The 12,987-nt window shown below is 37.9% G+C and carries 10 protein-coding genes; 2 read left to right on the top strand and 8 right to left on the bottom strand.

From position 1 onward, the window contains the following. Positions 1-26: 26 nt before the first annotated feature. Entirely contained in the window at positions 27-911 is an 885-nt protein-coding gene (gene miaA / locus ACEE75_RS04060; RefSeq protein ID WP_447574455.1) for a tRNA (adenosine(37)-N6)-dimethylallyltransferase MiaA, read from the bottom strand. Positions 912-984: 73 nt separating this feature from the next. Here miaA and ACEE75_RS04055 point away from each other — a divergent pair, with 73 nt between their 5' ends. Continuing rightward, a complete protein-coding gene (locus ACEE75_RS04055; protein WP_354366986.1) occupies positions 985-1,161 on the top strand; it encodes a DUF3042 family protein in 177 nt (58 codons plus the stop codon). Positions 1,162-1,431: 270 nt separating this feature from the next. On the opposite strand, the gene trhO is transcribed toward ACEE75_RS04055, so the two are convergent. The 4 genes from trhO to ACEE75_RS04035 form a co-directional block, all read right to left on the bottom strand. After that, a complete protein-coding gene (trhO, locus tag ACEE75_RS04050) occupies positions 1,432-2,409 on the bottom strand; it encodes an oxygen-dependent tRNA uridine(34) hydroxylase TrhO (protein ID WP_447574454.1) in 978 nt (325 codons plus the stop codon). A 148-nt stretch (positions 2,410-2,557) separates the two neighbouring features. Next, positions 2,558-3,247: a DUF4956 domain-containing protein gene (locus ACEE75_RS04045; protein WP_447574453.1), complete on the bottom strand. Its 690-nt coding sequence runs from the start codon at positions 3,245-3,247 to the stop codon at positions 2,558-2,560. Then, the gene (locus ACEE75_RS04040) at positions 3,228-3,998 is read right to left on the bottom strand and encodes a polyphosphate polymerase domain-containing protein (RefSeq protein ID WP_447574452.1); all 771 of its coding nucleotides are present in this window, start codon (positions 3,996-3,998) and stop codon (positions 3,228-3,230) included. Before ACEE75_RS04040 ends, ACEE75_RS04045 begins: the two co-directional genes overlap by 20 nt. A 115-nt stretch (positions 3,999-4,113) precedes the next feature. Then, a complete protein-coding gene (locus ACEE75_RS04035) occupies positions 4,114-4,860 on the bottom strand; it encodes an SDR family NAD(P)-dependent oxidoreductase (protein WP_354366978.1) in 747 nt (248 codons plus the stop codon). Between the two features lie 103 nt (positions 4,861-4,963). Here ACEE75_RS04035 and ACEE75_RS04030 point away from each other — a divergent pair, with 103 nt between their 5' ends. Continuing rightward, entirely contained in the window at positions 4,964-5,266 is a 303-nt protein-coding gene (locus ACEE75_RS04030) for a hypothetical protein (protein ID WP_447574451.1), read from the top strand. A gap of 39 nt (positions 5,267-5,305) precedes the next feature. Here ACEE75_RS04030 and ACEE75_RS04025 read toward each other — a convergent pair whose 3' ends face one another. The 3 genes from ACEE75_RS04025 to rexB are packed head-to-tail and all read right to left on the bottom strand — an operon-like array spanning position 5,306 to position 12,942. Continuing rightward, positions 5,306-6,040, bottom strand: a complete 735-nt coding sequence (locus ACEE75_RS04025) for a PHP domain-containing protein (RefSeq protein WP_447574450.1) — start codon at positions 6,038-6,040, stop codon at positions 5,306-5,308. A 9-nt stretch (positions 6,041-6,049) separates the two neighbouring features. Continuing rightward, positions 6,050-9,682 (bottom strand): helicase-exonuclease AddAB subunit AddA, encoded by a 3,633-nt coding sequence (addA, locus tag ACEE75_RS04020; RefSeq protein WP_447574449.1) that lies wholly within the window; start codon positions 9,680-9,682, stop codon positions 6,050-6,052. Beyond that, on the bottom strand, positions 9,682-12,942 hold the full coding sequence (rexB, locus tag ACEE75_RS04015) for an ATP-dependent nuclease subunit B (RefSeq protein ID WP_447574448.1): 3,261 nt from the start codon (positions 12,940-12,942) through the stop codon (positions 9,682-9,684). The genes addA and rexB overlap by 1 nt, the downstream gene beginning before the upstream one ends. Between the last annotated feature and the right edge of the window lie 45 nt (positions 12,943-12,987).

The following is a 12,987-nucleotide window of genomic DNA, read 5'->3' as shown; positions in this document are numbered from 1 at the left end:
CGGAGCGAAAATCCTTTCTCTCCCCTTTATTTTTCTAAAAATTGCCTAACATCCTGTTTGATGTTTTCTGTCGTATTCTTTGCTGAAATATCATAAAAAGAGACAGCCATACGATTTCTAAACCAAGTTAACTGACGTTTAGCAAAGCGACGCGTATTTTGCTTCAACTTCTCCACTGCCTGATCCAGCTCTGCTTGACCAGAGAAATAAGGAAATAGCTCCTTATAACCGATACCTCGTGTGGCTTGAACATCTGGATGATGATCATAAAGCCACTTAGCCTCCTCAAGAAGCCCCATCTCAAGCATGACATCGACACGATGATTGATTCGATCATACAATTTTTGACGGTCGTCATTTAAGCCGATAATAAATGCATCAAAATTGGGAGCTTCATTGTTAAGATTTTTACCAAAGTGCGCAAGCTCCAAAGCTCTTATCGCACGACGGCGATTCGGCTCTTTTAGTACCACTCCTTGCTCTGCTATTTTTTCAAATAAACGCTCATCTGACAGGGTATCAAGCTCTTTTCGATAGGCTAAAATCTCTTCTTGATTGACTTGACCACCCAAATGGTAACCTTCAAGCAAACTCTGAAGATAAAGCCCTGTCCCTCCCACAATAATTGGGAGCTTTCCTCGTCGAGTAATGTCCTTAATAGCCTCTTTTGCCTCCGTCACAAAATCAAAGGCGGAATATGTCTCACCTACTTCTCTCACATCAATCAGATGATGAGGTGCTAACGCCTGCTCTTTTTGACTTGCCTTGGCTGTTCCAATATCTAAATGTTTATAAACTTGTTGACTATCACCACTGATAATCTCTCCATTAAACATTTGTGCCAACTCAATTCCCAGTGCTGTCTTACCTACGGCTGTTGGTCCTACAACAGCTAAAATTTTTGTTTTCATCCGCTTTTTCCTTGAAATTTCCTAGGTTTTTTAAGATAATAAGACTATTATAACATATAAAGGAGAACCCACTATGGCTAAAAAATATGCATTCGCTAGAGGTCTTGTCACAGGTGTTGTTGGCTCTGCAGCTGCAGTTGCTGGCGCTGTCTTTGCTATCAAGAAAAAAGTTATTGAACCCGAAGAGAAAAAAATAGCATTTATCGAAGAAAACCGTAAAAAAGCAGCACGCAAACGTGTGACACGCTAAAAAATATCTAGGAGCTAGCTCCTAGATATTTTTTTATCCTCACTAAGCAAATCCTTCCCAATCAATACATCCAAAATGATTAACTATCTTAGCTTCATTGATACAATTTATCCAACGGTCGATAAAGGCTCTAGCTACCTTTTTGCTAGATAATCTTTACAAACTCACCTCACCTTTTTTAATAAGAAGTATCATAAAAAAGAGATGGGGCAAAAAGTCCCACCTCATGTATTAGCTACTGATACTAGAAAATCGTTATATCGTTAACCCCTAGACTAAGGCTGGCAACTCTTCGCCAATCGCAGCTAGGCGTGCAACAACGTCTTCTTGGCTAAGGTTATGTTCTGTCACATAACGGTTTTTAGGATGAACACGACATTCATGCGAACAGCCTCGGAGATACTTGTATTCGTTTTCTTCTGACATCAAGGTTTGGCGATTACAGTAGGGGTTACCGCAGTTGACATAACGCTCACATGGTGTCCCATCAAACCAATCTCTTCCGACAACAACTGGATCAACATGATTGACATCAACAGCAATACGCTCATCAAAGACATACATCTTACCATCCCAAAGCTCACCTTGAACTTCTGGATCCTTACCATAAGTTGCGATACCACCGTGCAATTGACCAACGTCTTTATAGCCTTCACGAACCATCCAGCCTGAGAATTTCTCACAGCGAACACCACCTGTACAGTAAACCACCACGCGCTTATCCATAAACTTCTCTTTATTGTCGCGGACCCATTGAGGCAACTCACGGAAGTTACGGATATCTGGGCGAATAGCACCACGGAAGTGTCCCAGATCATACTCGTAATCATTACGCGTATCTAAAACCACTGTATCCTCATCCAAAAGTGCTTCTTTAAACTCTTTTGGTGACAGATAAGCTCCTGTTGTTTCTAGTGGGTTGATGTCGCTATCAAAATCGTCATCCTCTAAGCCAAGATGGACAATTTCCTTTTTATAACGAACAAACATTTTCTTAAAGGCTTGTTCATTTTCTTCATCAATCTTGAACCAAAGGTCTGCAAAACGCTCATCGCTGTGCACCCAGTCCATATATTTTTGTGTTGTTTCATAATCACCTGAAACTGTACCGTTAATCCCCTCGTCTGCAATCAAGATACGGCCTTTAAGCCCGATAGATTTACAAAAAGCCAAATGCTCAGCAGCGTATTCTTTAGCATTTTCAATGGGAACATATTTATAATAGAGTAATACTCGAATATCTGACATCGTGTCTCCTTAATCTTTGCAATAGATTTTAGTATTGGAATTTTTCCAACATTAAGAATTATACGCTGTCAGCCTCTTTTTTTCAAAAATCTGAACCGAGAATTCTTAACAAGCAAAAAGCAGAAAAATCTTTCGTTCTTTCTGCTCATTATAAGGTTTTGCGTTTTTGGGCAGTTTTACTAATCACAACCTCAATGTGATCATCTAAGGATAACAGAGTATCCATAATTTTTTTATCACGAATGCGGTTGTCAAATTCCACATGGTATTCCAAGATTAAGTTATTACCTTTCTTCTGTGATTTCAAAGAAATCAACTCACCAGATTTATAATAATCTGCGAAGCTCCTTTCCAAAAGCATATCATAATTAAAACCACGAGGAATGGTAATTTGAAGCATCCGTTTGGTACGACTCACCTTGGTAAAACTAGAGTTTTCAAACATGAAAAGAGCTAGAGATAAAAAGAGTGTAAATAAAATAGCCAGTACCAAATAGCCCATACCAGTTGCTAAGCCAATAGCTGTGGCAGTAAAAATTAAAAGCAACTCTTTTGAGCTGGCTGCGGCAGATCGAAAGCGAATAAGACTAAAAGTTCCAGCCACTGCTACCCCTGCACCAAGATTACCATTAACAAGAAAAATAATCATGGCAATCAAGGTAGGCAACAAGGAAAGTGTCATGACAAATTCTTTCGTGTAAAAGGTTTTGTACTTGTAAACACTTGCTAACAGAACCCCTAAACAAAGGCTGACCAGAAGGCTGATCAAAAGCGCAACTGGATTAAGACTAGTAGTGGTGGTGTTAGAAAAAACACTATTAAATAAGGTTTCTTGCAAGGTAAACCTCCTCTTTACTTAAATTTTTCGAGAGACGATAAGCGGTACCGTATTTAGAAAAGGACTGTTGAATGATATTATATTTAGCAAGAATATTTGCTAACCAATCTGGTTGCTCACCAGGTACTTTAATTTCCATGATGGCTTTAGTAGGATCTAAAAGATCTTGACCATATTTACCAGCAGTTGCAGATACGTTTTCATCACGATAAAGGAGATTTTGATCAATCGTCACGCGTACTTTTTTGTCTGCAATCCCTTTATAAGACTTACGATCATAATAGATATACATCATCGGCTTGATGCTACCGTAGCGTTTGCGCAATTGTGTCAACTCTGCATTGACCTTATCATCAACAATAGAGTGATCCAGCCCATCAACTAAGGCCTGATCAGCAATTCCTTTTGTCACAAAACGCTCTGCTGAAATAGGATTAGTGGTTAAGCGATATTTAAAACCAACGCCATCTTCTTTTTTCTTGACTTCTAAAAAGGCTTCACTTTTAGCATTGGGTTTAGCATCATAAAGACGCATACGCACTTTTTCACGGCTATTTTTCTTAGCAATCGAATCTTGAATCATGTCAAAATCTTTATTGTCAAAATAAACGTTAGTAATCGTTGATTCGGCAAATTCGTCTGCTTTAAGGTGGGCTTTTAATTCTTCTTCTAGCTGTGGCAAAATAGCCTTATCAATAATATATTTTGTTTCGATACGTTTAAATTGGGTTTGAATAATTTGAGTTGACATGGTGTGCTATTCCTTTCATGTGTAAACTTTTGATAGAAATAGATTACCTAAACTAGCTTAAGTCAAACTGAAAGAAAAGTTAAACAAACCTTAAAAAGATTGGTTTTCCAATCTTTCATTGTCTGTGAATTGTAAATCCTGTCGCTTGTTGGTTTGCCATGATAGTAATGTCTGAGATTTGAATACGTCTTGGTTGGTTAGCGATAAAACACACAATCTCTGCAATATCCTCAGGTTTAAGAGCCTCAATCCCTTGATAAAAACGATCCGCTTTTTGCTTATCACCATGAAAACGCACTTGACTAAAGTCAGTTTGAACAATTCCAGGCTGGACTGTGGTCACCTTAACATCTGAGTCAATGGTATCAATACGAATCCCATCGCTTAATACCTTAACCGCTGCTTTTGTTGCGCTATAAACCGCTGCGCCAGCATAAGCATAAATCCCTGCTGTCGAGCCAATATTGATGATATGCCCTCGGTTGTTTTCAATCATTTGAGGCAGCAACTGGCGTGTCATATAAATCAAGCCCTTAATGTTTGTATCTAACATAGTGACCATGTCACTTAATTCATACTCTTGAAACTTATCAAGCCCTAGTGCTAGACCGGCATTGTTAATCAAAATATCAACATTTTCTAGCTCTTCTGTGACAGCCTTAACTTGCTCAAAGTCAGTCACATCCAACTGGTAAATAGGAGCCTCAATCTCAAACTGGCGCTTAAGATCACTTTGAATCTCTTTTAATTTTTCTAGGCGCCGACCCGTTAAGATTGGTAAATCTCCATTTTCTGCAAAAGCATAGGCCATGGCTTTTCCAATTCCGCTACTAGCACCCGTAATCAATACACTTCGTCTCATTATTTTCTCCTTTTAGATTATTATACCACTTTTGAAACCACTTTCTTTCTTCAAAGGTCAAAGCGTGATAAAATAAATTGAGTGAAAAACAAAGGAGACCACTATGACCTATGAACTTAGCTTAGAATACGGCAGCTATCCTGTCAAAGAAATTGATGCTTTTTTAAATCATCGTACAGAAGTGCCCGATTTTCTAAAACATGATAGCGAGCTACTTAAAAAACTAGACCGCATGAACAATCTTTTTCATGACCTCTTTTTAACCATTGAATGTACCTTTCACTACATTGGTCATGAATACCCTGATAAAATCGCTGAGCTAAAAGTCCTTTATCAAGAAGTTGCTGAGCATTTAGAAAAAAATTATCCTGATCATGATATTGTCATTGAGCGCTTTATCCTTTAAAACTGTAAAATCCTTCAGAAGCTTCTGAAGGATTTTACTTTATAGCAGATCATCTTCACTATAGCCAAACTCTTTTAGTAAGCTCAGCATACGATCAAACTCCAGTCTAAAATGTTCTATTTGATGACCGTCTGATCCTAACGAGAAATGGCTACAACCTATTTTTTTCAATAAACTCAAGGCATAACGGTAGAGATGCTCATGGTGATATAAGTACATGCTCTTGGCATTTAACTCAAAAGCTAGATTGTTAGACATCATTTTTTTGAAAATATCAAGAAGCTTGTCTTCGTATTGAGAAAGTTCTTCAACACTCACCTCAAAAAGCCTAAAACCATAATCAAAATGTGCTAAAACATCTGCTTCTACGCGACCAATCGCATGCTCTAGATAATCAAGATACTCAGTGATAACCTCAAATTTATCTCTATCAGCTACTTCATCATCTAGGTAATCATTAACGCCATTATGATGAACAGATAAGAGCTTTAGATCGTAATCTTTATTTTCTAAAAATCTCAAAATATCTTGCTCTCGTGGTTGATAGTAACCAATTTCAATACCTTTTTTCAGACGATGACCATAACGTTGGTTAAGTTGTTCAATCTCCTTACTATAAACCTCATAATCTGGAATATCATCTTGCTGACTATAGGGATTTGACAGATCAAAATGCTCTGTCGTCACAATTTCTCCCTCATAGTTCTCTAAGTAATCTCTGAAATCTGCCTCAGAATCATAGGAATGGTGGGTATGTAAATGATTGTCTCTCATAAGCTCTCCTTATAGGTCTAACACGCGCACCTGATCTCCACCAAGAAGAATCAGGTAACGACTCACTTTGTCTATAGCCACATTATAAGATTTAGATAGGGCTTTAGCATAAAGGTTCATCTGATCTTGATACCGTTTTTTCAGCTCCTCTGGCTCATGGTAGCGGTCTGTTTTATAGTCAAATAAGATAATCTCATCATCTAAAAGAAGATAACCATCAATAATACCACGAATAATAAACTGCTCCCCACTTGCATCATCTTTTTCCAACATGGCAAATGGTGCTTCACGGTACACCTTATCTGCTTCTTTAACCAATCGTTTTCCTAAATCTGTTGAAAATATGGCTAAGATTTTTTCTAAATGAAGTCCTTTCTTAACTTGCTCGTCTAGGTCAATCAAAGCTAAGGCTTCCTCTAAATCAGATAAACTTAGGGCTTCTTTTAGAGGCACGACTTGCATGAGTTGATGAACTGCTGATCCAATTTGAGCTGCAGTGACCTTTGGCTTTTGACTAAAATCAGGTAACTGAAACTGAAGGGGCTTGAGGGGCGCTGACTGATCTGTTGGCATCGTTTGTACAAAACCACCCACTTCTTCATCAATCAAAGGCTTTTTCAACTGACTTGGAGTACGCAGAGTCGGTAAGTTAATGGCAGCTTGATACTGTTGATTCAGTTCAAAAACCTTATCTAAGCTCTCCAAGGCTTTCTTAATCACATCAGACTGGCGATTATGCGCCAAATCATCTGCTTCAAGTAAGCCTTCTCGTTTTAATTGACCAATTTTTTCTTGGGTAAGATCACTATCTGTCACATAAGTTTGCTTAATTGGGAGTTCTTGGTGTCTAAAGGCCTCCATAATCGCTAAAATCCAATCTTGAAAACTTGTCATGGCTTCACGATCAGCTGCTAAAAGCTTACCATCTTTAGACTTTCCATCAAATTTATCTGCTAACTTTTCCTTACTCCCTTTACCAACAATATACAATTTTTTCTCAGCGCGTGTCAAAGCCACATATAACAGTCGCATCTGCTCTGATATAGCCGCAAGTTTTAGAGCACGCTTGTTCATTTGATAAGGTAGGGTATCCATACTAACATAAAGATGCGAATACGAGTGGCTGGCAGGGAAGTCTGCTTTCATATCTGCCAAATATTTTATACCGATCCCCTCTGTCCGACTAAGAATAACGGGGCCTCTACTATCTAGGTTATTAAACTTTTTATCGCTATTTAACAAAAAGACATACTGAAATTCCAAACCTTTACTCTTATGGACGGTCATCAAACGAACGGCATTTTTAGGAAGAAAAACCTCTACATCTGCAAGATCATGCTCTGAGGCTAAAAGTTTGTCAATCATACGGATAAAACGCGATAAGCCTTTAAAACCTGTTTTTTCAAACTGATTCGCACGAAGCGCTAACGCATAAAGATTAGCCTGACGTTTTTCACCATAACTTAGCGCCCCCACATAGTCATAGTAAAACCGCTCATTGTAAATCTTCCAAATCAAGTCATAAAGAGAGTGGGTTTTGGCAAAACGACGCCATTCTGTCAGATAAGCCTTAAAATTTTCTATCTTTTTGAATAATTCGGGACCAATCAACTGAGGGTGCTGACCTTTTGTGGCCAAGGCTAACTCTAATTTATCATAAAGAAGGGTTTGTGGCTCTTCTTGATGTCCTTGAAGAGCTATTCGCGCCAACTCATCTTCTGTAAAAGCAAACATCGGAGAGCGTAAAAGAGCGACAAGGGCATAATCATTCAAGGGATTGTCGATGGTTCTAAGAGTATCCAACAAAACTAAAACCTCAACTGACTTGAGATAATTTTGCTCCCCACCATCTGACACAAGAGGAATACCATGCTCTTCAAAAGCACGTAAAATCATATCATTTCGTGTCCTAGAAGGTACCAAGAGTGTGATGTCATCAAAAGCCACACCTTTTTGGTGTAGTTTCATGATTTCTTTAATCACCAGATCAATCTCACCTGATGAAAGAGTAGCATTATCTTCACCCTCTTCTTGGTCAGTATTATAAATTAAAAACTCAGCTTCATAGTCAGGTTCATCTTTTAGTTGATCAGGATGACCTGCTAAAAGGCGGTGACGCTCATCATAATCAATCTCCCCAACTTCTTCATCCATCAATCGCGTAAAAATCGCATTTGTTGCTTTGAGAACGGCTTGGTGGCTACGGAAATTTTCCTTCAGTAAAATCAATTTCCCAGCTTCTTGTTCCTTCTGATACTGCTTGAATTTTTGATTAAAAATCTGAGGATCTGCTTGACGAAAACGGTAGATGGACTGCTTAATATCTCCTACCATAAAACGATTTTGTCCATTTGATAACAAGTCTAATAAACGCTCTTGGGTGTGGTTATTATCTTGATACTCATCTACCATGACTTCATGGTATTTGGCTTGGTAGCTGTCTCTAACCGACTGATTATCCTCTAAAATCTGGATGGCAAAATGCCCAATATCTGAAAATTCAAAAGCATTTTCATCACGTTTTCGTTGCAAATACTGTTCTGAAAACTCCAATACAAATGCTTGCAAAAGCTGTAAAATCGGAAGAGCTTGAGATTGATAAGATAAGATGACACTTAAGTGCTTGAGGTCGTTTAATTGACTTTGTAATGTTTTAAAGATAGGGTACTTGACCTTAGCAACTGTTAGCTCTCCTGTAGCTGGCAATAAAGCTAGGACATCTTGTGCTAAATTAGCCAATTTCTCCTTACCATAAAGGATAGAAAAATCTCTAGACCACTCATAAAGGTTTTCAAAAATTTTCTGATGCTTTAGGTAAGCTGCAGTTTCTTTACCATCTTTTTTTGTTTTTTTATAGTCCTCTAGATTCGTCACATCAACAAGAGCATCTGCTGCATTATGCATTTCGCGTCTAATCGCATCAATCATAGCATCTGGTAAGCTGCTAAAATCTTTATAGTGCTCATAGCCTTTTAAAAATGTGTCCTCCAACCATTTTTTCGGACTACTGGTAGATTGGCTAAACGTGTGAATGTGATAAACAACCGCTCTAAAATTTTTACTACTTTTACTTTGTCCCGTAAAGTTTCTCACTAAAGCTCTAAATAAATCAGACTGTTCAGAAGACATATAAGCCTCAAATAAGCTAGCATAAACTTCATTTTTTAAAATATCTTGCTCCGAAGCATCTTGTAAAATACGAAATTGTGGGGATAAGCCTAAAAGATAGCCGTATTGACTAACTAATTTTTGCGTAAAGGCATCCATAGTACCAATATCTGCATTGGGAAGATTAGCGATTTGTTGAGCAAGATGGCGTTGTAAGTCTTGGTCTTGTGTCTCTGCCAAGCTCTCAGATAACTTCTCCTCCAAACGATTTTTTAGTTCTCCTGCTGCCTTAACGGTAAAGGTCGAAATAAATAATTGCTCAATCCCCACTCCCCGCTTGATTTTATCAATAATACGCTCAACCATAACAAAGGTTTTTCCTGAACCAGCTGAAGCTGAAACAAGGACATTTTGACCATGCGTATAAATCGCCTCAATCTGCTGTTCGGTGCGTTTTCGTTTTTTGTCAGATTGTTTTTCTGCTATTTGTAATGCTTCAATTTCTTGAGGGGTTAAAAAGGGTTCAAATACCATTAATCCAAGTCTCCTTTCATCTTCTCAATCCAAAGGTCTCGTTTCTCACCCTTTTGAAGTTTTTCCAAAAATCTTGCATTAGAAAGATGCAAGTTAGCCTCAAAGCGCGTGATAGATTTGTATTGCTCTGTGGCAATGGATTTGCCATCTTCACTAATCGGATTGATGTCAAACTGTCCTGATAATATCTTCTGCCCTGCTTTTTTAAAAAGGTAATCATTATAAGCCAGCATCACCTCTAGCTCCTCTTGACTAAACTTGGAAGCAGAGGTTTTATAATACTCTTGTCCCAAATGGTTACTGATATCATCGAGAAAAATCCCCTGATACTTAAGTTTTTCTTGCGATTTAGACAGAACTTCATCTAGGTTTTTTAACTCATTTAAGTTAACAATGGGGTCTAGCATATGCAAATACATCGCTCCAAATACTTTTTGAGCAAAATCATAGTGCTTACTATCTTTAATAGCAGAAATATAAGTTAGCAACTGAGGACTTAAACCATGATAGAACTTTTTAATATCAAATCGATTCTCACTGGATTTATAATCGACAACGCCAAAATAATCTGTCCCTTCTAAGACATCAATGCGATCAATCTTTCCTCGGACGATAAGATGTCGCTCATCTGATAAACGTAAACTAGCTCTTTCATCACCAAAGACAGCTTCTTCTGCCTTGATCTCAATTGGAGTTTCTGCTTCTAAAATTTTGGCTGTTCGTCTCGCAACGTCCAACAATAACGATTGCGCATATTGACTTTCTTGATCTTCTTCATACAAAGCTTTGAAAGAGGCTTCTTGACATGTTTCCTGAATAGCTATCTCTAATTTCTCATCAAAGGATTTTTGAGCTGTATCTTGTGTTACTTTTTCAAAAATGCGGTGCAAAAAATTCCCATGACTTCTGGCATCTGGATGGATCGAATCTTGCTCTTTTAGACGTAAAACGTGCTTTAAAAAGTAGCTATACTCATTTTGATAAAAATCACGAATACTAGAAGCCGATACTTGTAAGGCTTGATTTTTAGGATAAAGAATAGCTAGGGTATCCTTGGTTAAAGGGGTAGAGACAAGCTGATCAGTAATGGTTGGGATACTGACCCCTTCTTTTTCCAATTGCTTACGCAAATAACGTAATACTACTGACCAATAAGTTTTTGTCTCTTTTTGATCTAGATTTTCATTCCACTCTTTAGCCAACTCATCTCTTTGTAAATCCACCAAAGTTGACAGTAATCCCTTATAATGCCCGATATTTTCTGGTGCCAACTCAAAATGATTGTGACCAATCGTTTGGACGGAAAATCCTAACTCCTCTAGTTGCAAGAGATAAGGAGACACCTCATCAGACGTTTCATTAAGTAATTGAGGACGAGACAGGATAAGGTGATCACTAGCTGCATTAAATAAAGACAGAGCCGCAAAATGATTTTTCTTGAGATGGTCTTTACTCACTATATCCAAATGGGCAGTAGCATGTGACTGTTCGTTGATGGCTTGGCGTTCCTCATCAGAGATTAAACTCGTATTTTTAGAAAATTTCGGAAAATTCGTTTGGGTCAATCCAATCGCAAAAATAATCTTATTAGAATGCGGTTCAATCAAGTCATAAGATTTAACATTAACGACATCTACTGTTGCTGGAACAACACGGTAATCCGCTGCTAACATCCCTGAGCGTAAAAGCCCAAGAAAATCTCCTAAACTCAAAGCACTATCTGAAAAAATCGTTGCCATCTGCTCTAGAATATGGGTAAAAACTTTCCAAACCTCTTCATGTTTTTCTTGATCAATAGCTGCATCATCATAGGCTAAGGTGGTCAAATTATCCGTGAGAGAAATAGCAGATAAAAATGTCTGCCATTTTTTTAATAGGCCTGATATTGTACGACTTTGCGTTTTAAACAAATCTAGCAAAGGTGACATCACTTCCTGACGCATCTCATTTATAGCCTCTAGATTGTATTGCTGGGCATGATTCACCTTAAATTCACGAGCAAATTTAGCCTGCCCCTTAATATCTGCAAAGGTGACATAACGTTCAAAATAATCTATATCATATTGAGAAAACTTGCCATAAAGACCCGATTTTAAAAGGTTCATCAAGTCCTCTGCTCTAAAGTTATAGCGTTTTAGACGATCCAAACTCTCCATAAAATGAACCAAGGGATGTGTGGCCATCGACTCTGCTTTTCCGAAATAATAAGGAATATCGTACTTATCAAAAATTTTTCCAATTTGAAGTTTATAACTTTCCACATCACCCAACAAAACAGAAATATCCTTATAGCGATACCCTTGATTGAGGTGATAACGGATAGTTTTAGCCACTTGTTCCACTTCTTCTTTTTGGTTGATAACATCCCACAGCTCTAAATGAGATTTGTCATCATCTGTGATGACTTCTTTAACCTCTGTAAAGGTCTGCTTGGCCTCTAGAAGTTGACTGACTTTCGAAAACGTCGTCAACTCTCGGCTCTCTTCTACATAAGCTGGCTTGGTTTGATAAGAAAGTGCCAGTTGTCGCAAAAAGTCAACCCCTGCTTGATAGAAATTACCTTCTACAAATGGCATTTGATAAGCCTTCTGACTCGCATAAGTCCCAATCACTATCTCTAAGCACCGTTGATTGAGGTAGGCGATTAACAGTTCTTCTTCTGCAGAAAAACGCGTAAAGCCATCGATAATAACCACTACTTCCTTCAAAGCCTGATCTAAAAGACCTGATGTAACACAGTTTGAAAAATGAGCAAGTTTACCCTGTGAAGAAAAATGCCCCTCCTGTAACTTGGTCTCAAGAGCTAAGAAAATTTTAATCAAATCCTCTCGTTTCTCAGGACTAGATAGGTGTTCTAGATCCAAAACACTTAAGTTAGATCCTTTTAACTCATGATACAATGCTACTAATTGTTCGATAAAATGGCTATCAGAGCGTAAACTGCCAAACACCTTCAAATCTTGTTCAGAAAACTCAGATAAAACTCGATAAAACAAAATAGATAACCCTGTATCGTCTAAGCTTTCTTTTTTATCTGCCTTAGGAAGTACAAAATACCGTCCTAATTGCGCAAAACGTGTAATCGTAATAGCAAAAGAAGCCTGTTCAGGTAGATTTTCTAAAACAGCTCTTTCCTTTTCAAAAGATAAAGAGTTAGGGGCAATGTAAAAGACACGCTTCCCTTCTTTAGCATAATATGCTGCTTCCTTAGCCAAGATACTCGTCATACTATGTCTCATATCAGTATATAAAAGTTTCATCGCCTACCTCTTCTTTTCCAATGTCATTTTATCCTATTATATCAA

The sequence above is a fragment of the Streptococcus sp. 11273D007BT genome (assembly GCF_053547195.1).
Note: the sequence above shows the minus strand (reverse complement) of the source record. Positions and strands in the feature narration are given on the sequence as shown.

Coding starts and splice junctions, on each gene's coding strand:
- addA (WP_447574449.1), bottom strand. CDS start 9,682: ATGGTATTTGAACCCTTTTTAACCCCTCAAGAAATTGAAGCATTACAA.
- ACEE75_RS04025 (WP_447574450.1), bottom strand. CDS start 6,040: ATGAGAGACAATCATTTACATACCCACCATTCCTATGATTCTGAGGCA.
- ACEE75_RS04040 (WP_447574452.1), bottom strand. CDS start 3,998: ATGTCAACTCAAATTATTCAAACCCAATTTAAACGTATCGAAACAAAA.
- rexB (WP_447574448.1), bottom strand. CDS start 12,942: ATGAAACTTTTATATACTGATATGAGACATAGTATGACGAGTATCTTG.
- ACEE75_RS04035 (WP_354366978.1), bottom strand. CDS start 4,860: ATGAGACGAAGTGTATTGATTACGGGTGCTAGTAGCGGAATTGGAAAA.
- trhO (WP_447574454.1), bottom strand. CDS start 2,409: ATGTCAGATATTCGAGTATTACTCTATTATAAATATGTTCCCATTGAA.
- miaA (WP_447574455.1), bottom strand. CDS start 911: ATGAAAACAAAAATTTTAGCTGTTGTAGGACCAACAGCCGTAGGTAAG.
- ACEE75_RS04055 (WP_354366986.1), top strand. CDS start 985: ATGGCTAAAAAATATGCATTCGCTAGAGGTCTTGTCACAGGTGTTGTT.
- ACEE75_RS04030 (WP_447574451.1), top strand. CDS start 4,964: ATGACCTATGAACTTAGCTTAGAATACGGCAGCTATCCTGTCAAAGAA.